Genomic DNA, 20,665 nt, shown 5'->3' on the forward strand with positions numbered 1-20,665 from the left:
TCAGGGAGTGTGGCGTAGGAGTGGGCGGTGGCCCCAGGTGGCCCAGCGCCAGAGCCACTCGAGGGGCCCGAAGCGGTATCGGCGCAGCCAGAGAGTAGACCACACCCACTGAGTGCAGAGAATGGCAGCGGCGATCCCGACCACCATCGTCAAGGACCAATTGTCCGGCGAGCCACCGATGACGCGTTGAACAGCTAGGACGAGGATCGTGGCGGTCAGATAGTTGGTCAGCGCCATCCTGCCCAGTGGCGCGTAGATGGCCTGCAGCGCCGGTCGGAGCGGCGTCCGGAGTAGGACCAGCAGAGCGCATATGTAGAAACCGGCGACCAGCAGCCCGCCCACGCCCATCGAGAGGCCGAAGCCGGGGTCGTCGGACCGCAGCCCGACCTGCCACCACAGGACAGGCGCCGCCACCACCGCCAGGGCCGTGCCCAAAACGAGCGGCACCCGGGTGGAGTGCTCGATCCGCTCGATCACCCCGTACCGGGTCAGTGCCGAGCCCAGCAGGAACAGCCCGGGGACCAGGCCGAAGAAGCCGCTTCCGAGGATCGGCGAGACCGCGAGGAGCGCGGCGGCCAGGCCGGCCACGGCCCAGCGCGGCAGCCAGGTCGAGGGCAGCAGTATCGCCAGGCCGACGATGGCGTAGATGGTCAGGATGTCGCCCTGCCACAGCAGGAAGTGGTGCACCAGACCGAGCGCGAGCAGCACCAGCAGTCGGCGCAGCAGGAGCACTCGCGGGTGAGCGGTACGGCCCGCGGAGGACTCCAGCAGCAGCGAGAACCCGACGCCGAACAGCAGGGAGAAGATCGGGAAGAAGCGCTGCTCGACGAGCAGCCCCATCCACGCATCCCCCACCGTCGGCGACCCATGGGTCACGACCGGGCCGCCGAGGCTGGCTATCGGCTGGACGTTGGCCAGCAGGATCCCGCACAGCGCGAATCCGCGGATTACGTCGAGCGCGCCGATGCGTGGGCGGCTGGAGGAGGTCATCGCCCGGCCGCCGGATGGAGCCGGGCGCCCGCCGGCGGATGCGCGGCGGCCCTCAGGCTCGGTCAGGTCCGTGTCCTTCGGCGCCAAATAGGGATCTTGATGTGGCATGAGGCTCATCCTGCGGGCCCGGTCCGGTGCCGGGCATCGGGCGAAAGCAGGGTTACGCAGTGCTTGACGGTACTTTCGGCTGGTTCGGTGCGGGGTGGCAATCTCCTAGCCTGAGCGATGTGAGGGGTCGCGGGTGGGTCGGGTTCGCGGTCGATGCCGGGCTCGGCGTCGGGTTCGCGGCGGCGCTCGCCTTCCAGGCGTACCGGATCGCCGACAGTTGGGGTGGCGCCTACTGGCAGTTCGGCTGCGTGGCGGGGGCGGTGGTGTGCGGGCTGGCTCTGGTGCGCCGACGCGGGCGGTTGTGGGCGGCCATCGCGGGTCTGGCCGTCGCGGCGCTCGCCATCGTGGTCGCCCGGCTGGCCGGGCTGCCGAGTGAGCCGGGGCCCGCCATGGCGTTGGGCCTGTCGGTGCTGGTCGGCTCCGCGGTCAGAGTGCTGCCGGTCTGGTGGGCGGGCGCCGTCGCGGCCGGCGGTGGCGCGGTGGTCGCCGGTGGGCTGCTGGCCGCGTTCGTCTTCTCCACCGGCTCGGTGGTGGCGGTGCTGAACGGCGCGGCGTGGCTGGCCGCGCTGGTGGCCGGGCTGGGGCCGCGGCTGCTGGCCGCCCGGCGCCGGGCCATGGCCGAGCGGGTACGTCGTAACGAGCGTCTGGAGCTGGCCCGCGAGCTGCACGACGTCGTCGCCCATCACATCACCTCCATCGTGCTCCAGGCCCAGGCCGGCCAGCTCCTGGCCCGCAAGCGGCCGCACACGGCGGAAGGCTCCCTGGCCGACATCGAGGCCGCCGGGTCCGACGCGCTGGCCGCGACCCGTCGCGTGGTCGGCCTGCTGCGCGACGCCACCGACAACGACAAAACGCACTCCGACGAACAGCTTGGCGAGCTCGTCAAACGGTTCGACGGCCACGGCCTCGCGGTGCGTTTGAGCTTGCCCGACGGGGAGTCAGAGTGGCCGCCCGAAGTGGCCCGTACCGTCTACCGGGTCGTACAGGAGTCGCTGACCAACATCTCCCGCCACGCCCCGAACGCCCGCCACGTCACAGTCACCGTCACCCGAGACCAGGACGCCGTCAGAGTGCGGGTCGTCGACGACGCCCCGCCGGGCGTGACCTCCTACCCCCACCGGGGCGGGTACGGCCTGATCGGGATGCGCGAACGCGTCGAAGCCCTCGGCGGCACGCTCAGCGTCGGTCCGCGCCGCGGAGCCGGCTGGTCCGTACTCGCCACCCTGCCCATCTCCACAGCCGCTTCCGTGAGCAGGCTCCGATGACCATTCGGGTCCTGCTGGCCGACGACCAGGCGATGATCCGCGCCAGCCTGCGCATCATCCTGGAAGACCAGCCCGACATCAGCGTGGTCGGCGAGGCCGCCGACGGCGCCGAGGCGGTCGCCCTGGCCCGGAGACTGCGCCCGGACGTGTGCCTGGTGGACATCCAGATGCCCCGCCTGGACGGCATCGAGGCCACCCGCGAGCTGGCCGGCCCCCACGTTCCCGACCCGCTGCGGGTGATCGTGGTCACCACCTTCGACCTGGACGAGTACGTCTACGGCGCGCTACGCGGCGGAGCGGCCGGCTTCATCCTGAAGGACGCCGGGCCCGCCCTGCTCGTCGAGGCCGTCCGGGCCGCGCACGCCGGAGACGCGCTGATCTCCCCGTCGATCACGCTGCGGCTCCTGCGCCACCTCACCGCTTCCGGAGGGCCGCCCACTGGCGGAGCCGCCGCGCCGCTGTCCCAACGAGAGACCGAAGTCGTCCGGGCCATCGCCGCGGGTCGTACCAACCAGGAGATCGCCACCGAGCTGTTCATCTCGGTGAGCACGGTCAAAGGTCACGTCACTGCCATCCAGGCCAAACTCCAGATGCGCAACCGAGTCGAGATCGCCGCCTGGGCGTGGGAGCACCGCATCGTGGGCACCGCCTAAAAGCTGCTTCCTGGATCAGCGCCCGTCATCCACGCCTTCCTCCACCTGATGTTTCCTCCACCTGATGCAGCGGGTGCCGGAATCGACCGTCCACCGAATCACTGGAAGCCCGATGAGGTCAGAAGACGTTCTTGAGGAACGGCAGCAGGGCTTCGGCCGTGCGCTCGGGGAACTCCGACATGGGGTAGTGGCCCGCGTCGTCGATCAGCACGGCCTGCCCCCGCAGCAGTGACGCCTGGGTTCGCGCCTCCGCCGCCGGGTCGGGGAAGTCGGGATCCTTGACGCCCATGAGGACCAGGGCCGGGCAGCGGACCTGCGGGAGGACCTGCTCGGCGTCCGGCGCCCGGTCGAAGAGCATGCGGCGCATCGCCTCGTGTCGCCGCGGGTCGCGCAGCATGGCCACCAGCTGGGCGCGGTGCCCGTCCAAGTCAGCGGGCTTGGCGGTGGGGTGCGCCATGCCGTAGTAGACCTTCCACAACCAGAGGGAGGAGCCGATGACCCGGACGAGCGCGCGGACGGCGATGTTGAGCGGGATGGCTCTGATGAACCCGTCGATCGGGACGATGCCGGCCACCCGCTCGGGGGCCTCGGCGGCGGCGCGGACGATGCCGCCTCCGGCGTAGGAGTTGCCGAGCAGGACGGCGCCGGGCGCGTCCAGTTCCTCCAGAAGGGCCACGATGTCGCCGCCCACGGCGGACTGCGAGTAGTCGTCCCACCCCGCCGACGACTCCCCGTGGCCGCGCAGGTCCATGGTCACCACCCGGTACCCCGCTTCCACCAGCGCGGGACGCAGGAACCGGTAGACCTCCCGGGTGTCTCCGAGGCCGGGCACGCACACCACCAGCGGTCCCTCGCCGGCGGAGTCGTAGGCCAGCCGCCCGCCCGGCACGTCAACGAACATGTCAGCACCCTTCGCGAAAGAGGACGTAGGCGGTCTCAGCTGAGGACATCGACGGCGAGGCCCAGGACAAGCAGCGCCGCCATCACGCCTCCGGAGACCATCGCGCGCCAAGTGACGGGCGCGCGCCGCTGTACCGAGCGGAAGTACAGGACGGCGCCGACCACCAGGAAGATTCCCTCGATGACGGCCGTGGCCCAGGGGACCTGCCACAGCCCGAAGCCGAGCAGCGGCAGGCCGCCGGCGTTACCGGGCAGCAGCGGCAGGTCGGCGCGGTGGACCAGCAGGTCGAGCAGCCAGTGGCTGAACACCATCGCGCCCAGCAACCAACCGGTCCTGCGGCCCCACCGCCGGGCGCTGAGGCCGCCGTACAGCGCCGATAGCAGTAAGGCGCCCAGCAGCGAGTGGGTGTACTGCGCGTTGATCAGCGCCTCGCCGTAGGTTCCGGGGGCGACGGCCTTGAAGGACTCGATCCCGCCCGCCAGGTACAGGGCCACGAAGACGACGTCGAGGAACTGCGTGGCGAGCATGAGCGACCACAGCGGGACGCGCGGCTCGCGGGCCTTGACCGCAGCGGCCAGGCCGAAGTGTCCGATGAACATCTAGCGTCCTTCCTTGGCGACGGGCTCGGCGGCGCGGGTGGCCCAGTGGTCGAGCCACCCGCACAGCACGACGAACAAGATCAGAAAGATCAGGAAGTCCACATGTTTCCCCTTACGTCTGCGCGCGGATCGCGCTTGCGGTACGACGCTAGGGACCGGAGGCGTCCGGCCGGTATCGGACGATTGTCGGGTGATGTGACTGATGCCGGTCTGGCGAGGGACGGTACATTCTGATCGTGCTGCGAGGGCGGGAACGTGAACTGGCGGAGATCGAGGCGCTGCTCGCACGGGCCAGAGACGGCCGGAGCGCGAGCCTGATACTCCGGGGCGAGCCCGGCATCGGCAAGTCCGCGCTCCTCGACCACGCGGCCCAGTCGCCGGAGGGCCTGCGACCGCTGCGCGGCACCGGCATCGAAACCGAGGCCGAGCTGCCCTTCGCGGCGCTCCACCTGCTGCTCCGCCCGGCCCTCGACCGGATCGGCCGGCTGCCGGCGCCGCAGGCCCGGGCGCTGGAGGGCGCGTTCGGCCTGGCCACCGCTCGCGGGGACGCCCCTGAGGACCGCTTCCTCATCGGCCTGGCCGCCCTGTCACTGCTCACCGAACTGGCCGAGGACGGCCCGCTGCTCTGCCTGGTCGACGACGCCCAGTGGATGGACCGATCGTCGGCCGAGGCGCTGCTGTTCGCGGCCCGGCGGCTGCACTCCGAGGGGATCGCCCTGCTGTTCGCCGCCAGGGACGGCTTCCACGCGCCCGGGGTCCCCGAGCTGCGGCTCGAAGGACTCGACCGGCAGGCCGCCGGCGAGCTGCTGCACGAGCGCACGCCCGGGCTGGGCCCGTCGGTGCGGGAGAGGATCCTCACCGCGAGCGGCGGGAACCCGCTCGCGCTGATCGAGCTGCCCCAGGCGCCCGAGGCGCTGCGGCACGCGCAGGAACCGCTGCCGCTGCCGCGCCGGATCCAGGAGGCCTACGAGGCGCGCATCGCCGTCCTGCCGCCGGGCACCCAGACGATGCTGCTGGTCGCGGCCCTCGACGACGCCCGGGACCTCGACGTCGTGCTGCGCGCGGCCGGCCGGCTGGGGGTCGACGGCAGTGCCCTTGGCCCGGCCGAACACGCCGGTTTCCTGTCCACCGCCGACGGGCGGATCTCCTTCGGCCACCCGCTCATGCGCACTGCGGCGGCGCGGCGGGCGGTCTACGACGAACGCCTGGCCGTGCACCGCGCCCTCGCCGGCGTGCTCGACGACGAGCAGGACGCCGACCGCCGCGCCTGGCACCTGGCCGCCGCCGCGACGGGCCGCGACGAGCCGATCGCCGCCGCGCTGGAGCAGGCGGCGGGCCGCGCCCGCGAGCGCGCCGGCCACGCCGCGGCCGCCGCGGCGCTGGAGCGGGCGGCGCGGCTCACCCCTGGCCTGGCCGAGCGGGCCCGGCGGCTGGCCCTGGCAGCCGAGGCCGCCGCGGACGCCGGCGTCCTGGAGCACGCGCAGGGCCTGGCCGACCAGGCGCGGCGGCTCGACGACGACCCGCTGACCGTCGCGCGGCTGGCGGCGCTGCGCGGCCGGATCGCCTTCGACCGGGGAGCCGTGCACGACGCCCATCGGATCCTGCTCGACGGCGCCGCCTCCATCTCCGTCCTGGATCGCAAGGCCGCGGCGCTGATCCTGCTCGACGCCGTGCGCAACGCGTGGTACCTCAGCGATCCGACGGCCGTCGCCGAGTCCGCGGCGCGGCTCGCCGAGCTGCCGTTGTCGCCGGAGGACGGGCTGGACGGCTTCGTCCGGGCGGCCCGCGCCATGGCCGACTTCCTGGCCGGCGACCTGGACCGGGCGCTACCGCCGTTCCGTGAGCTCATCGCCGTGGCCGTGGCGATCCCCGCCGGCATGACGGCCCTGAGAATCAGCCTCTGCTCGCTGGCCGGGATCTCGGGGGACTTCGACAACGGGGAGGCTATCGCCCAGTCGGCGATCGAGGAATGCCGGTCCGTCGGCCTGATCGGGCTGCTGCCGCTCGCCCAGGCCGTGCTGGCCATCCACCAGATGTACCTCGGGCGCTTCCGCGACGCGGTCACGACCGCGACGGAGGGCCGTCGGCTCGCCGTCGACATCGGCCACACGCACCGCGTCGCGCACTTCGAGAGCGTCATGGCCATGGCGAGCGCCGTCCAGGGCCGCGAGCAGGAGTGCCGCGAGCTCGCCGAGCGGACGATCGCGCACGTCGCCGCCCATCCGGTGGCGACCATCGTCGGCTGGGCCGAATGGGCGCTAGGCCTGCTGGACCTCGGCCAGGGCCGCTTCGAGGCGGCGCTGGAACGCTTCGACGCCGCTGCCCGCGGGCCGCTCCGGCACCAGATCATGCCGATCTACTTCGCTCCCGACCAGATCGAGGCCGCCGTGCGACTGGGCCTGCCCGCCCGCGCGGAGCAGCCGCTCGCCCGCTTCGCCGCCTGGACCGCGGCCGCCGGCCATCCGTGGGCGGAGGCCGTGCTGCACCGCTGCCGCGCCCTCCTCGCCCACGACGACCACGAGGCGGAACGGCACTGGGAGCAGGCCACGCGCTCGCACGCCGAGGCGAACCGGCCCTACGAGCGGGCCCGCACCGACCTGCTCCACGGCGAGTGGCTGCGCCGCAACCGCCGCAGGCACGAGTCCCGGGCCCGCCTGCGCGCGGCCCTGGAGACCTTCGAGCGCGTCGGCGCCCACCCCTGGGCTGAGCGGGCCCGCGCCGAGCTGCGCGCGGCGGGCGAGAACGTGGCCCAAGGCAGCCCCGACCTGGCCGCCCTGCTCTCACCCCAGGAGCAGCAGGTGGTACGCCTCGCCGCCACGGGGATCACCAACCGGGAGATCGCCGCCCAGCTCTTCCTCAGCCCGAAGACCGTCAGCCACCACCTGTACCGCGCCTTCCCCAAGCTCGGCGTCACCACCCGCACCGAACTCGCCCACCTCGACCTGAGCTGAACGAACCCACATTGCCTGATCCGGCTGCGGAACCGAGACCTGGGCTGATGCCTGGCGACTGCTCCGAGCCGGGGTTGCGCTCAATCCACAGCGGCAGCCGGGTCACGCTCCCGGCGGCGGTGCGGTTGGCGTCGTCCAGGCCCTCGGGCCGGAAACGGACCGCCATCAGCGGCAACGCCTGCTCCTTCCGCCATCAGGACGGCGGCGAGTAACGCCTTGCCTCTGGTCACGGGCGGCCCTTCGGCGTCGCGGGGAGCTCGTCCGTCCAATCGGTGGTCACGGCGATGTATCCGTCGGTGTGCCCCGAGCTTCCGTTACCGGTGAGGAAGAGGTTGGTGCGGACGACCCGGGCGGTCTCGGGATCGACGACCATCTGGATCCAGCTATCCGGGTCGTCAGGGTCGGGAATCCGCAAGGCCTGGCCGCCTTCGACCGCGCCCGTGTTCTCGACTCCCGATGTCGCGGCGAGCGCCCGGAACGCCGCGGAACGGACCTCCGCGGGCGTGGGCAGCTCCGTGATCAGCGCGAGCAGGGTGAGCGTGGGGTCGCCCTGGATCTCGGACGTGGACATGTCGTCCGGGTTGCCCTTGCGCTGGACGATCCACGCCTTCAGCGCCTCCGGATCCGTCGGCAGCTTCTCAAGGTCGTCGAAGCTCACGTCGGCGCCCTTGAGCCTGAGCGAGATCGAGGCGGGTACAACGGTGCCCGGAGTATCACCCGGCTCGTTCCTCGTCCAGCGCTTGCCGTCGCGCGAAGTCCAGCTCTCCATAGGGGGAATCTCGCTGTCCGACCACTTGGCGGTGACGTGCCAGTAGGTCCCGGAGCTTGGCGGCGTACGTTCCGCGCTGACGGCCGCCATGAGAAGGACCTCTTTGCCCGAGACCGGAGCCACGGCGACCACGTGCGCCGGTGCGCCGCCGTTCGTGACCGCCCCCGTGGCGATCACGACCGCGGCGGCCGCCCCGGCGGCGACCAGCGCCAGTCCCGGCATGAACCACCTGACGCGCCCCCGGCTCCGCATCCTGTGGCCCAGCGTCCTGTGGTCCCGCGTCCTGTGCTGGAGCCTGCTCCGGCTGCGCGCGACCACCTCCTCGGACGGCTCCCGCTTGGCCAGCAGGCCGGCCACCTCTTCCAGGTCGTTCATCGGGTCTCCTTGCCTTTGAGTGCGCTGTCGATCAGGGAGCTGTCGATCCGGGCGTGGATCTTGGCGCGGGCCCGGCTGAGCCGAGAGCCCACCGTGCCGATGGAGATGCCGAGCGCCTGGGCGATCTCGTCGTAGCTCAGCTCTCCCAGCGCCAGGAGCAGCAGCACGTCACGCTCGCCACCGTTCAGCGAGGCGAGCGCCATGGCCAGCTGCGGCTGCATGCGCTGGGCGGACACTGAGGTGAGGACCCGGTTCTCATGCCCTTCCACGACCGGCGCGGGGTCCAGCCGGGCCAGCGCCTTGTAGTGGCGGGCCTCCTTACGGCGATGCCTGGCCACCAGGTTCGTGGCGAACCCGAACAGCCAAGGCCGTAATCCCCCCTTGTCCGGGTCAAAACGATCGCGCCGATCGAACGCCAGCAGGAACGTCTCCGCCGCGATGTCCTCGGCCACCTGCGTGTCCAGGCGACCGGCCACGTACAGGTAGATGTCGCGGAAATAGCGATCATGTACGGCGGTGAACAGCTCGGGGTCCCGCCGGTAACCGGCGACGAGGTCGGCGTCGGTCACCTGCTCGCCCACGCCGGCGGTCACGTGCCCGTCTCCGTCATGAGTGTGCCTTCCGGATGGTGATCGTTGCTTTCACCCACCCTTCGCCGTACGCCCACTTCTTCTTCCCATCAGTCCCCTACGGCGCTCCCAGTGCCGGATGTCCCATCACCCCCACCGCACGTCGACGGGGCTTCGGGCAGCCCCGCTCCATGGGGCCCCCGGGGCTGTTGGTCCGTCCCTGAGCCGGGCGGGAGAGACCTCTGGCAAGCTTCGCGCTGCCAGGAGGCCGTCAGTGCCCGACTTCTTCGAGATAGTGGGCTTAAGTGCCTCGGTACTGCCACTCGCCTTGGCGATCATCGTTGTCGCAGCAGGCCTGACCACCCCGTGGGCCCCGTCGGTTAAGCGCCAGAACCGCGCTGTCCAGGTGCTGCGGATCGTCCTGCGCGCCCCCGACAGGCGGACGCGAGACGGACAACCCCGCACACCGCCGTCGGACCCCGAGGCAACTTCGCAGGAGGGCTCCAAACCCGAACAGACGCCGTAGAGCCGTGCTGCCCTTGGCTCAACGGCTGGGTCGACGACTCTTGTTGCGGCCCCGCCGCTTGCACCGGGCCAGGCTCGGCGGCGGAGCCGCCCCCCAACGTCCATTTCCGAGAGACAGGCATGGATGGACGGAGCCCGTCTCTCTTATCTCCGCCTCTCAGCGGTAGGACCATGGGGGTGCGTGACCAGCCACAGGGGGGAAGGCCGATAGACGGCGCTCGGCTGGTCACGGGCTTGTGGTTAGTGATCACGGACCAGAGATGGCCGGGCAGACGGGTAAGGCAAGTCGGCCCAGACCACACGGCGTTGGCCGCTCAGGTATGTGCCCCAGGCGCGAGAAAGCGTCTTCACGATGTGCAAGCCCCGTCCTGATTCCGTCAGAGCCCTCAACCCCTCGCACGTCGACGGATCTGAGGTCGGCGGTTGCCGCACAACGTGCGGTCCGTCCCCATCGAGGGCGCCCGCGTCGATGACCTCGACGCGAAGAGAGCCGCTGCCACAAATCACCCGCAGCACCACCCAGTCGCGCCCCTCACCGCCCTCGACATGCGTGACGGCATTCGAGATCAACTCGGTCACGACCTGTTGCGCATCCAGCAGGAGCGGGTCCTCTTGCCCAAGCCAACCGCACAAGGCCATTCGCGCCTCTCGCGGCGTCTTGTTGCTGCGCCACAGGCTCGCGGCCGAGATCAGGGTCATGCCGCCCTGCAGATCAGTGCTGGTGGGTGTGGGTGTTCCGTGCTGATGGACCAATGACACCGTCTGCCTCCATCGCCGTCATCACGTCCGAACTTGGGGATAGCGAGGCGGTGAGGATCGCGACGTTCCAGATGCGCCAGTTCGACCGTCCGGTTACGCTCCGATCAACCGCCCACACGGATCGTTACCTGGCCGCCGGGCGGCCGCCAGAGGGCTGGTGTTGCCGCAACACCGCAGCAACAGGCAAGAGAGCTGGTCGCGATGGACGAGCATCACAACATCACTGCACAGATGTTCGGCCTGGTCCTGCGCCACCTGCGCACCCAGGGCGGACTGTCACAGCGCGAACTGGGCAAGCGAGCCCTGTACGACCACACCCGGATCTGCCGCGCGGAGAACGGCGAGATCCTTGCCCCGATCGAGACGGTCAAGGCCATAGACACGGCCCTGCGCACCAACGGCTTGCTGTCCGCCCTGCGCCAGCTCGCCGAATCCGCCGATACTCGACCCGCCCCTGCGGGGTTGGCTGGCATCCAGGACGGCGAACCAGTCATCCTGGACATGCAGACGACGGACGGAAGGAGCGTGCGCGTGACGCTCTCGCGACGCCAGTTCACCCACCTGCTCGCCGGCGGAGCACTCACCTCCCTCCTACCCGGCCTCGGTGACCCGGATCAAGCCCAGCGTGTGGCCCGCGCGATCGAGCAACCGTCGCGCATCGACGGCGAAGTCATCGACTACTTCCGGCGCGTGCTGGCCGAGCACTACGCCGCTGACAAGATGCTCGGCCCTCGCTCCCTGCTTCGTCCGGTGCTGGCGCAGATCGACGTCTTGGACGAGCTTCGCCGCGGCGCCGGCACCCGCCACGCCGCGCCGCTCCTTCAGGTGCTGGCCCAGTACGCCGAGATGGCCGGCTGGCTGCACCAAGACCTCGGCGAACTCGATAGCGCCATGCACTGGACCAGGCGAGCCGCCGAATGGTCCCAATGCGCGGGAGATTCCCAAATGTCGGCCTACCTACTGGTACGGCAGTCCAACATCGCCTGCCTGACCGATGATCACGCCGCCGTCGTCCAACTCGCCGGCGCCGCCCGCCGCAACACTGACGCGCTGGAGCCGAAGCTGGACGCCCTGGCCGCCCAGCAGCAGGCCCGCGGGCTGGCCATGCTCGGTGAGCTCGACGAGTGCTTCACCCTTCTCGACCAAGCCACCGAAACCCTCCGCGACCATCCGCAGGTCACCCGCCAGCACGTACCGGTTTACCTGCATTCCTACGACCTCGACACGCTCCAGGAGCAAAGCGCCGTCTGCCACCGGGCCGCTGGCCGCGCCGACACCGCCGCCACCATCCTCCAGGCCCAGATCGGCAAACTTCCCCCCAACCTCACCCGCGACCGCGGCCACCTCACGGCCAAACTCGCCGTAGCCGTCGCCCAATCCTCCCTCGCGGAGCCGAGCCGCGCCGCCCACCTGGGGCACGAGGCGCTGGGCATCGCCCATCAGACAGGCTCTGCCCGCATTCGCCGCGAGCTACAGACGCTGGACGGCGAGTTGCGCGAGCGCTGGCCTGACGACACCGACACACGGACGTTCCACGAAGCGCTCATCAGCCTCTGAGCCGTGGCAGAGCGACATGCAACCACACCCGCATCGGCCTGTTGTCGGATTTGAGGCGCTGGTGTTCGCGGGTGCACGCCACGAGCACACTGTCGGTTGTCAGGGGGCGGTCAGGGTGACGAACGGGATGGTCGCCCTGGTGGGGAGTTCCAGCTCGAGTTCGGACCTGTGCACCTGGTGGAGCCTGCACTCCGAAGCGACGGCGTCGAGGTGGAACTCCTTCACCTCATCGATCTCGTACTTCTCGTCAAGCATGATCAGGAGGTAAAGCGGGATACCGGCGGCCGCGTACTGGACGCGTTCGGTGAGGTCTTCGCGGACCGTTCCCGGCGAGGAAACCTCGACAACCGCAAGGGTCTGCGATGCCTCCAGCTTCTGGCCAGGATCGTCCAGGCATTTATAGACCACGACATCCGGACGCCGGAATTGGCAGGCTGGTCGCTGGAGACCTTCGGCGGGTCGCCGATCTTCTTGAAGCGTTCTCATGCGGTGAGACCGAGCCCGGTCCCCGAACCGAGGTTCACGCGGACGAGGCGGATGTTGGGCCGGCCACATCGCACTGCTGGGTCGAAACCCGCCTCGTGGCATCACTCGCGGCGTCGGTGATAGGCAGGAGTTCCTTAGCGGCTAGCGCGAAGCCGCGGTCCGGATGATCCACCGCCGCGGCGAAAGTCATCCCGGAGACTGTGGCCCCGGGAAGAACCAGCGGCGCGCCGATCATGCCTGAGCGCATGTCCGCGGACAATGTGAGAACGGTCCGGGTGACCTGGCGTTTGTGGTAAATATCCTTGCTCTCTGCCTCAACACGACGGTCGACCCTGATCGGCTCTACCACCGCATGCTCTGTGTCTTTCCGATAGCCGAGCATGTAGGCATCGCCGAGCGGCGCCTCGGAGAGCGTTTCAGCGATGTGGAGCGCAGGTGCGGAAAGATCTGGTACGTAAAGAACCGCGACATCAATATCCGGATCAAAGGCAACGACACGGGCTTGATATCCCCTGCCGTCATCGGCGGTGACCATGAGGGACTCGACGACGCCGGCCACCACATGAGCCGCCGTGACCACCCGCTGCGGGGCGTATACGAAACCGGTCCCCTCGATCTTCTTGCCACACGACGGCGCCGGTCCCGAGACGCGTACCACGCTCTGCTTCTCACTGACGATCTCCGGCGGGATCACGACGTCACCGGCGTGCGGCGGGGAAGCGGTGGGCAGCGACCAGAAGGGCACCGTGATCGAGCATCCGCTCAGGACGAGGAGGATCGGTAACCAGAGCCAGCGCATCATGCCTTCCATCTCTTCGTGGGAATCTGCGTCCCGGGAAAGGCCCGCTGTCCTGGTCGACGTCACATGCGCTCCGGGGACACATATTCGATCAAGCTACCGACGGCTGATGACGGTCATGTCACGTATCGGGCCGTCTCGCTGCACCTGTTCGACGGCTTCACCGCCGTCCGATAACTCATTCCAGCGGCGAGCCGCCAACGCAGGCGGCGATGGTCTTGGCCACCTGGAATGGCGGAATCTCGGTCGTGTCGATGATTTTCCCTTCACGGCCAAGCCAAGGCAGAGCGTCGCGGTATTCCGGAAGGTGATCCAGGCGCCACTTTCTGATCTCTGGGGTATCCGCTTCGATTCGACGGGTGAGTGTGCCTTCGTCCGCGTGGAGTACGAAGTGATGGACAGGGATGCTTGCTCTCTGGAGACCCGTGTGAATCTCCTGCCAATACCGCTCGACGAGGACGGTCTGCGGCATGACGAGTACACCGCCGACATAGTCGAGCAGTTGTGCGGCCGTCTCAACGACAAGACCGCGCCACGGCCTCCAGTGCTGGAAGTCACCGAGACTGGGGAGGTCTGAGACGGTTTGCAGCAGGTAGCCAACCTGCTCAGGGTCAAAGTACCGAGCTTCAGGGATGAGCGATATGAGGTCATTCGCAGCACTTGTCTTGCCTGCGCCAAATGTCCCGTTCAGCCAAATAATCATGGAGCCGAGCATAGTGAGAAAGCCCCATGGTGGCGGCGAGCGTGATGTTGCGGGTATTGGCGCTGCTACGTGAGGCCGAGATATTTGAGCCCGCTTCCCCGGAGCTCCAGCCGCCCCCTGTTGCCCGGCTCCCTCCGCCCCGCGCACCCGATGGTGCTGGGTGTGCGCCGGTCAACGCTGGGGCAAGGAGGAGAGGCAGTCATGCTCTGCTCCCTTTCCTCGGCTCAGGTCATCGAAGTAGCCACTCCAGGCAGGCCCAGCGGTCGGGGAGTTCGAGGGGCGGCAGCCCCTCGTCTGGGGTTTGGGGCGAAGCCCCAATAGACACAGTCTGAGGTTGATCGGCGCGAAGCGCCCATGAGCGAAAGGCGATGCAGTTGAGCGGGGTGTGGGGGCCGCGCCTCCACGGGACACAGGCTGAGCTCTTGAGCGCGAAGCGCCCCATTGGCGAAGACGATGCTTGGAGGGGTTTCAGCGGTCGCGCGCGTCGTACTCTTCGCGGGCGCTGTCGATCCGGTCGATGTTCTGCTCGGCCCACTGCTTCATGACCGCCATGACGGGCAGGAGGCTCCGTCCCAGGTCGGTGAGGGCGTAGTCGACGCGTACCGGCACCGCCGGAGTGACCGTACGCGAGATCAGGCCGTCGCGTTCGAGGTTGCGCAGTGTCTCCGTGAGCATTTTCTGGCTGGCGCCCGCGATCGTGCGGGCCACGTCGCCGTAGCGGCGCGGGCCGTCGGCCAGCTCGTTGAGCAGGACGGCCACCCACTTGTCACCGATGCGCTCGATCAGCCGGTTGGCGGGGCAGGCGGTGAAGCGCGCCTGGTAGGAGAGCCGGCTCTCGGCGCGCCGCTGGGCGGCGGTGCGAGTAGTCATGGCATCCCCTCACGTGCGTTGGTCACCTTGAAGTGCGTACTGCCGTTCGACCGTAGCACCGCCTAACTTCGCTCGTGAGCAGGGCTCAACCTGCCTGATCAAGGAGTGAAGAGAGCATGACGACGATCGCCATTCTCGGCTCGGGCGCTGTGGCCCGAGCCCTCACCGGCAGGCTGCGCGACGCGGGGCACGAGCTCATCGTGGGCTCTCGTGCCCCGCGCGAGGACGCCGTCTTTCCCGTCATCGGCTTGCGTGAGGCGGCGGGTTCGGCGGAGGTGGTGATCAATGCCATGCCCGGCCCCGTGTCGGTGGAGGTGCTCAGCGGCCTCGCAGCCGAACTGGCGGGCAAGGTGCTGGTCGACGTCGCCAACGCCACCGAATCCGACGCGCGCGGCTTCGCGACGGCGCTGCTGTATCCGGACGGCAGCCTCGCCGAGGAGATTCAGCGGGCGTTGCCGGATGTACGGGTGGTGAAGACGCTCAACACCGTGCACGAATCGATCATGGCTCAACCGGATGTGCCGGCCAATCCGCCCACTGCCTTTCTGTCCGGGAACGACGCCGACGCCAAGAAGACCGTCGGTGGCCTGCTGGTCGAGCTGGGGTGGGCGGCTGAGTGGATCATCGATCTCGGGGGTGTGGAGACGGCACGGGTGCCGGAGGCGTTCATGCTGATGGTCGGCGACCTCGTCCGCGCGCTCGGCCCGGTGCCCTTCGGCATGGCCATCGTGCGTTGACGCCGGTCACGCCGACCGAGGGCCGAGCCAGGCGCCCTTGACGCCCGTCACACCGATCGAGGGCCGGGTCGGGTGGCCATCGCCCGTCACACCAACCGAGGGCCGGGTCGGGTGGCCATCGCCCGTCACGCCGATCGAGGGGTGAGCCAGGTGGTCACCGCCTCCGGCAGGCCGTCCGCGCCCGCCCAGGCCACGTAGCCGTCGGGGCGGATCAGCAGGACGTCGGCGGGTGGGTCCGCGCAGTGCGCGGCGACGACGTGGAGGCGGTCGTCGCTCACCAGGTCGCCCAGGTCCGACGGCTCGGGGGCCAGGTCGAGGAGTACCCAGCCGGCCGGGCGCATGAGCTCCGCCACGCGGGTCGGCCCCTCCGTGGTGGTCAGTGCCAGGTCGGGGGCGAAGCGGCCGGTCAGCGGGTGGGGCGCGGTGCCGTACCGGATGTCGGAGCCCTGGAGCATGGTGCCGTACCGGATGTCGGAGCCCTGGAGCATCTCGCCGAGGCGGCGCAAGGGCTGGTCGAAGGTGAACAGTTCCGCGAGGAGATCGCGCAGGGCTGTGCCGTCCTCGCCGGTGAGGCGTTCCAGGGCCGCCTGGGCGCGGGTGTGGCGCAGGGTGTGGACGGCCACCGGGCGGCGTTCCGACTCGTACGTGTCGAGCAGGCCGGGCGGGGCCTGGTCGTGCAGGTGGGCAGCCAGCTTCCAGGCGAGATTGGCGGTGTCCATCAGGCCGACGTTCAGGGCCGAGCCGCCTGCCGGGAACAGATGGGCGGCGTCACCCGCCAGGAACACTCGGCCCTCGCGGTAGCGGTCGGCGACGCGGGCCTGCGAGACGGTGCTCGACAGCCAGATGGGCTCGCCCAGCGGCAGGTCGACGCCGATGACCCGGCGCACCGCGGCCTCGAACTCCGCCAGTGTGACGGCCGTCGCGGGCAGCGCCCCCTTCTCGCGTACGCCGACGATGTGGACGCCGGACTGGAGCGAGGTGAGCAGCAAACGGCCGTTCGGGGTACGGTTCCAGCCCTCCTGCAGGCCATTGACCTGCGCTGTGTCGAAAATGCCCCCCGTCTGCGGCGCCGCGAAGTGGCCGAGCAGCATCACCTCCTCGTCCGTCGTGCCGGGGAAGCCGATGCCCGCCTGCTCGCGTACCAGGCTGTGGCCGCCGTCGCAGCCGACGACATAGCGGGCCCGTAGCCGGAAGTCGTCACCCTCCAGCGTCACGCCTTCGTCGTCCTGGGCGAGTTTCCTCAGCCGGTGGCCCGATCTGATCTCGGCGCCGAGCTCGGCCGCGCGCTCGCGCAGCAGCCGTTCAAGGCGGGGCTGCTGGATCATCAGCAGCTGTAACGGGGACTCGCCGCCCAGCTCGGCGAACTTCAGGGGCACCGAGCCGAACGGGAAGCCCGGCGCGCGTCCGGCGAACGGGCTGCCCGCGCTGAACCGTTCGAGCAGGCCCCGATGGTCGAGCAGCTGGATGATCTGCCCGCCCAGGCCGTTGGCCTTGGGGAGGTCGCCAGGCTCGGCTCTCTTCTCCAGCACGGTCGTACGGACGCCGGCCAGGCGCAGCTCGCAGGCCAGCATGAGCCCCGTGGGGCCCGCTCCTATGATCACTACTTCTTCCATGCCTGTCAGGCTAGATTGACAAACTTCGCCCTGTCAATCTAGCCTGACGATGTGGACATGGGAGAACTCTCTGAGCGCATCAAGTCGAACGACCCCGCCATGGGACTGCGCGCGGTCGGCGCCCTGCATCGGCTGGCCGAGCAGGTCGAGGCCGTCTCCGTGGCTCTGGCCAGGGAGCAGGGGTGGACGTGGGAGCAGATCGGCGATGCGCTCGGCATGTCGCGGCAGTCGGTACACGCGAAGTATGGAAAGTGAGGGTTGGCATGTTCGGTAGGGAGAAGAACCCGTTCGCGGTGGTCGTGACCGCGGCGCTGGAGGAGGCCAGGCAGCGTGGCGACCGGCGGCTGGGGACCGAGCACCTGCTGCTCGGGCTGCTGCGCCAGCCGGATCTGGCCCCCGCCCGAGCGCTCGGCGTGGATCTGGCGCGGGCGCGGGCGGCACTCGAAGAGCTCGACCGGGCGTCGCTGCGGGCGCTCGGGATCGACGTCGGCGAGGTGCCGCCGGCCCGGCCGCGCAAGCATCCGGCCGTACCGGGCACCGCGCTGACGTCCAGCGCGCGGGCGGCGATCAACCAGACGATCAAGACGACCACCCACAAGGTCAGGAGCACCGCCGGACCGGCCCAGCTGCTGCTGGCCCTGCTCGCGCAGGGACGGCCCGATCCGGTGGCCGCGCTGATCGACCAGCTCGGCATCGACCGCGCCGAGGTCCGCGCCCGGCTGGCCGCCTAGTTAACCGACCGGCGACCGGCCCACCGACAACCGGCCGGTCAGCCGGCAGACCGGCCGACGGGCCGACGGGCCGACGGGCCGACCGGCCGACGGGCCGACGGGCCGACCAGCTGACCGGTAACCGGCCGATGGGCCGACCGGTTGACCGGTAACCGGCTGACCAGCTGACCGCCTGAAATCGGGTTGATCGCGTCTCATCACCCTGGCACGCTCGAACGATGGACCACCGCACGTTCGACGACCTAGTCGCAGAGGCCGAGTCGGTCTCCGTGGACGGCTGGGACTTCTCCTGGCTCGACGGCCGGGCGACGGAGGCCCGCCCCTCCTGGGGATACTCCCGCCGGCTGGCCGGCCGGATGGCCACCGCCGAGGCCGCGCTCGACATCGAGACCGGCGGCGGCGAGATCCTGGCCGGGGTCCCGAAGCTCCCGCCGGTCACCGTCGCCACCGAGTCGTGGCCGCCCAACCTCGCCCTGGCCGCCAAGCGGCTGCGCGCCCGCGGCGCCGCGGTGGTGGCCGACGACGCGCTGCCCCGCCTGCCGTTCCGCACGGCGGCCTTCGACCTGGTCGTCAGCCGTCACCCGGTGCGCACCTGGTGGGCCGAGATCGCCCGCGTACTCAGGCCGGGTGGCACCTACTTCTCCCAGCAGGTGGGCGCACGCAGTGTCGCCGAGCTGACCGAATTCTTCATGGGCCCGCAGGACGGCTCCAGCCGCGACCCCGAGAAGGCCAGGGCGGCGGCCGTGCAGGCCGGGCTCACCGTGGTCGATCTGCGGGCCGAGTCGTTGCGGATGGAGTTCCTGGACATCGGAGCGGTGATCTACTTCCTGCGCAAGGTGATCTGGACCGTGCCGGACTTCTCGGTCGACCGCTACCGGAAAGAGCTGCGCGAGCTGCACGAACGCATCCAGGAAGACGGGCCGTTCATCGCCCACTCCACCCGTTTCCTGATCGAGGCCAGAGCCTGAGACGTCGCCCGGCCGCTGCGGCTGGACATCCGACTACCTCCGCGGGCGTACGACAAAAGACGCCGGACACTCCCCTGGGTGGAGCGCACGACGAGCCCACGGTCCGATGCGCCGGGCCCGCCTGGTGGCGACCCTGGATGCATGAACACAATGACGCATTGGGGCTGGGGCGCTGGATTCTGGCCGATCATCCCGGTTCTCTGGGGCCTGTTCTGGGTGGCCGTCGTCGCCCTGGCGGCTCGGACCTGGCAGAAAGGCCGCTGGCACCGTACCGAGGCCGGAGCGACCACGTCGGCGGAGCGGATCCTCGCCGAGCGGTACGCGCGCGGCGAGATGAGCGACGACGAGTACTTCCAGCGGATATCAGTGCTCAAGAGCTGACCCACCCGGCGCTTAAGAGCCACCGCGAAAGCCAAACCACCACACGGGTAAAACAACTGTTACTGGCCGCATCCGGTTCGCCACGTTAAGTTGCCTCTAGGGACTGTCGAGAAGTGGAGGCCCTTATGCGGTCGATTGCCCGATTCTGCGGCCAATGCAACTGTGGCTGCCCTGAGCTGTTCGTCGACCGTTCGGCGCCGGAAGAGCGTCAGGTGCTGATCACCGACGACTTCGGGCAGCGGGTGGAGATGAGCCTCGACCAGTTCGGCTCGATCGTCGAGGCGGCCAAGAGCGGAGCGCTGGACGACCTGGCGCTCCGCGGCTGACCGTGCAGGCCATCACCCTGCTCGCCAGCGGGCTCGCCGCCGGGCTGGTGGCGGGGACCGCGTCCTGCACCGCGGTGCAGGGCGGGCTGCTCGTGGGCCTCACCTCGGGCGGCTGCGATGGCGACGAGCGGGGGCCGTCGCGCGATCCGGTGCTCGTGGGGTGGTTCCTGGTGGGTCGGCTGGTCTCGTACGCGGCCGCCGGGGCGCTGCTCGGCCTGGCGGGTTCGGCCGTCAGGCTGCCTCCGCAGGCGCGGGCGCTGCTGCTCGTGGCGGCGGGCGTCGCGGTCATCACGTACGCGATCAGGCTGCTCCGCCGGCGGCAACCCGGCTGCGAGGCCCCCAGGCGGGCCCGCGCCGGCCCCCGGAGCGCGCCGCTGCTGGGCGCGGCCACCATCCTCATCCCCTGCGGGGTGACACTCGGCATGGAGATGGTCGCGGTCTCCAGTGGCTCGCCGCTGGGCGGCGCGGCGGTGATGACCGGGTTCGTGCTCGGCACCGCGCCCGCGTTCGCGCTGCTGGGCTGGGTCCTGCGGCGTGTCTCGCGGACCAGGCTCGCCCGGTTGGCCGGGGTGGCGGCGCTCGCGGCCGGCCTGTGGACGGTCGGCTCGGGCGTCAGTCTGGGCGGCTGGCTCGCGGCTCCGGCAGGTTCGGCGGGCCTGGCGGGTTCAGTGGGTCTGGCGGGTCCGGCGGGTTTGGCGGGCTTGGCTGGTTCGGCGGGTCCGGCAGGTTCGGCGTCAGGCGGAGCCGGCTCCGGGCAGGGCGCCCATACGGTCACCGTCTGGGCGACCCGCGACGGCTACCGGCCCCAGATCGTGACCGCCCGCGCCGGAGTCCCCGTCGAGATCGTCTTCAAGCTGGCCGACCAGGGTTGCACGAGCACGGTCACGATCGCCGGGCAGGACGTCGCCCTTCCCGCGACGGTCCATCTGCCGCCGCAGCGCCCAGGGTCGCTTCGTTACGTATGCGGGATGGGCATGTACACCGGCTACATCAACTTCTCCTAGTCCCTCGGCGATTACTGTTCGCAATC

At 70.1% G+C, this 20,665-nt stretch carries 22 protein-coding genes; 11 read left to right on the forward strand and 11 right to left on the reverse strand.

The features are described from left to right. Positions 1-1,098: a DUF418 domain-containing protein gene (locus tag AB0J16_RS35160; protein ID WP_358547589.1), complete on the reverse strand. Its 1,098-nt coding sequence runs from the start codon at positions 1,096-1,098 to the stop codon at positions 1-3. Between the two features lie 119 nt (positions 1,099-1,217). On the opposite strand from AB0J16_RS35160, the gene AB0J16_RS35165 reads away from it, so the two are divergent. Further along, a complete protein-coding gene (locus AB0J16_RS35165) occupies positions 1,218-2,363 on the forward strand; it encodes a sensor histidine kinase (protein WP_358547592.1) in 1,146 nt (381 codons plus the stop codon). Then, the gene (locus tag AB0J16_RS35170) at positions 2,360-3,016 is read left to right on the forward strand and encodes a response regulator transcription factor (RefSeq protein ID WP_358547595.1); all 657 of its coding nucleotides are present in this window, start codon (positions 2,360-2,362) and stop codon (positions 3,014-3,016) included. The genes AB0J16_RS35165 and AB0J16_RS35170 overlap by 4 nt, the downstream gene beginning before the upstream one ends. Before the next feature lie 118 nt (positions 3,017-3,134). Here AB0J16_RS35170 and AB0J16_RS35175 read toward each other — a convergent pair whose 3' ends face one another. Continuing rightward, entirely contained in the window at positions 3,135-3,917 is a 783-nt protein-coding gene (locus tag AB0J16_RS35175; RefSeq protein WP_358547598.1) for an alpha/beta hydrolase, read from the reverse strand. Between the two features lie 35 nt (positions 3,918-3,952). After that, positions 3,953-4,516 (reverse strand): permease, encoded by a 564-nt coding sequence (locus AB0J16_RS35180; RefSeq protein WP_358547601.1) that lies wholly within the window; start codon positions 4,514-4,516, stop codon positions 3,953-3,955. A 236-nt stretch (positions 4,517-4,752) separates the two neighbouring features. On the opposite strand from AB0J16_RS35180, the gene AB0J16_RS35185 reads away from it, so the two are divergent. Continuing rightward, positions 4,753-7,467, forward strand: coding sequence for an AAA family ATPase (locus tag AB0J16_RS35185; protein WP_358547604.1), 2,715 nt, complete (start codon positions 4,753-4,755; stop codon positions 7,465-7,467). A 226-nt stretch (positions 7,468-7,693) separates the two neighbouring features. Here the strand turns inward: AB0J16_RS35185 and AB0J16_RS35190 are convergent, their stop codons facing one another. The 3 genes from AB0J16_RS35190 to AB0J16_RS35200 all read right to left on the reverse strand — a co-directional run bounded on the left by AB0J16_RS35190 (position 7,694) and on the right by AB0J16_RS35200 (position 10,464). After that, complete coding sequence (locus AB0J16_RS35190; RefSeq protein ID WP_358547607.1) at positions 7,694-8,611, reverse strand: CU044_5270 family protein; 918 nt, start codon at positions 8,609-8,611, stop codon at positions 7,694-7,696. Beyond that, the gene (locus tag AB0J16_RS35195; RefSeq protein ID WP_358547609.1) at positions 8,608-9,204 is read right to left on the reverse strand and encodes an RNA polymerase sigma factor; all 597 of its coding nucleotides are present in this window, start codon (positions 9,202-9,204) and stop codon (positions 8,608-8,610) included. Before AB0J16_RS35195 ends, AB0J16_RS35190 begins: the two co-directional genes overlap by 4 nt. A gap of 741 nt (positions 9,205-9,945) precedes the next feature. Further along, the gene (locus AB0J16_RS35200; protein ID WP_358547611.1) at positions 9,946-10,464 is read right to left on the reverse strand and encodes an ATP-binding protein; all 519 of its coding nucleotides are present in this window, start codon (positions 10,462-10,464) and stop codon (positions 9,946-9,948) included. Between the two features lie 201 nt (positions 10,465-10,665). Between AB0J16_RS35200 and AB0J16_RS35205 the strand changes: the two genes are divergently transcribed. Beyond that, positions 10,666-12,021: a helix-turn-helix transcriptional regulator gene (locus AB0J16_RS35205; protein WP_358547612.1), complete on the forward strand. Its 1,356-nt coding sequence runs from the start codon at positions 10,666-10,668 to the stop codon at positions 12,019-12,021. A 99-nt stretch (positions 12,022-12,120) separates the two neighbouring features. On the opposite strand, the gene AB0J16_RS35210 is transcribed toward AB0J16_RS35205, so the two are convergent. The 4 genes from AB0J16_RS35210 to AB0J16_RS35225 form a co-directional block, all read right to left on the reverse strand. Further along, entirely contained in the window at positions 12,121-12,609 is a 489-nt protein-coding gene (locus AB0J16_RS35210; RefSeq protein WP_358547615.1) for a Uma2 family endonuclease, read from the reverse strand. Further along, a complete protein-coding gene (locus tag AB0J16_RS35215) occupies positions 12,542-13,309 on the reverse strand; it encodes a trypsin-like peptidase domain-containing protein (RefSeq protein ID WP_358547619.1) in 768 nt (255 codons plus the stop codon). Before AB0J16_RS35215 ends, AB0J16_RS35210 begins: the two co-directional genes overlap by 68 nt. A gap of 175 nt (positions 13,310-13,484) precedes the next feature. Continuing rightward, the gene (locus AB0J16_RS35220; RefSeq protein ID WP_357949400.1) at positions 13,485-14,009 is read right to left on the reverse strand and encodes an ATP-binding protein; all 525 of its coding nucleotides are present in this window, start codon (positions 14,007-14,009) and stop codon (positions 13,485-13,487) included. A 468-nt stretch (positions 14,010-14,477) separates the two neighbouring features. After that, positions 14,478-14,879: a helix-turn-helix domain-containing protein gene (locus AB0J16_RS35225; protein WP_358547622.1), complete on the reverse strand. Its 402-nt coding sequence runs from the start codon at positions 14,877-14,879 to the stop codon at positions 14,478-14,480. A gap of 116 nt (positions 14,880-14,995) precedes the next feature. On the opposite strand from AB0J16_RS35225, the gene AB0J16_RS35230 reads away from it, so the two are divergent. Continuing rightward, positions 14,996-15,616, forward strand: coding sequence for an NAD(P)-binding domain-containing protein (locus tag AB0J16_RS35230; protein ID WP_358547625.1), 621 nt, complete (start codon positions 14,996-14,998; stop codon positions 15,614-15,616). 125 nt (positions 15,617-15,741) lie between these two features. Here AB0J16_RS35230 and AB0J16_RS35235 read toward each other — a convergent pair whose 3' ends face one another. Continuing rightward, positions 15,742-17,229 (reverse strand): FAD-dependent monooxygenase, encoded by a 1,488-nt coding sequence (locus AB0J16_RS35235; RefSeq protein ID WP_358547628.1) that lies wholly within the window; start codon positions 17,227-17,229, stop codon positions 15,742-15,744. A gap of 57 nt (positions 17,230-17,286) precedes the next feature. Here AB0J16_RS35235 and AB0J16_RS35240 point away from each other — a divergent pair, with 57 nt between their 5' ends. The 6 genes from AB0J16_RS35240 to AB0J16_RS35265 all read left to right on the forward strand — a co-directional run bounded on the left by AB0J16_RS35240 (position 17,287) and on the right by AB0J16_RS35265 (position 20,639). Continuing rightward, positions 17,287-17,484 carry a helix-turn-helix domain-containing protein gene (locus AB0J16_RS35240; protein WP_214633670.1) on the forward strand — a complete coding sequence of 66 codons (198 nt, stop codon included), beginning with the start codon at positions 17,287-17,289 and terminating at the stop codon, positions 17,482-17,484. An 8-nt stretch (positions 17,485-17,492) separates the two neighbouring features. Beyond that, a complete protein-coding gene (locus AB0J16_RS35245; protein WP_358547631.1) occupies positions 17,493-17,960 on the forward strand; it encodes a Clp protease N-terminal domain-containing protein in 468 nt (155 codons plus the stop codon). Between the two features lie 218 nt (positions 17,961-18,178). After that, a complete protein-coding gene (locus tag AB0J16_RS35250; protein ID WP_358547634.1) occupies positions 18,179-18,928 on the forward strand; it encodes a class I SAM-dependent methyltransferase in 750 nt (249 codons plus the stop codon). Positions 18,929-19,069: 141 nt separating this feature from the next. Then, on the forward strand, positions 19,070-19,309 hold the full coding sequence (locus AB0J16_RS35255) for a hypothetical protein (protein ID WP_358547636.1): 240 nt from the start codon (positions 19,070-19,072) through the stop codon (positions 19,307-19,309). Positions 19,310-19,434: 125 nt separating this feature from the next. After that, positions 19,435-19,635 carry a hypothetical protein gene (locus tag AB0J16_RS35260; RefSeq protein ID WP_358547638.1) on the forward strand — a complete coding sequence of 67 codons (201 nt, stop codon included), beginning with the start codon at positions 19,435-19,437 and terminating at the stop codon, positions 19,633-19,635. 2 nt (positions 19,636-19,637) lie between these two features. After that, the gene (locus AB0J16_RS35265; RefSeq protein ID WP_358547640.1) at positions 19,638-20,639 is read left to right on the forward strand and encodes a sulfite exporter TauE/SafE family protein; all 1,002 of its coding nucleotides are present in this window, start codon (positions 19,638-19,640) and stop codon (positions 20,637-20,639) included. The last annotated feature ends 26 nt before the right edge of the window (positions 20,640-20,665 follow it).

Source organism: Nonomuraea sp. NPDC049750 (assembly GCF_040659625.1).
In the GTDB taxonomy this organism is placed as follows: domain Bacteria; phylum Actinomycetota; class Actinomycetes; order Streptosporangiales; family Streptosporangiaceae; genus Nonomuraea.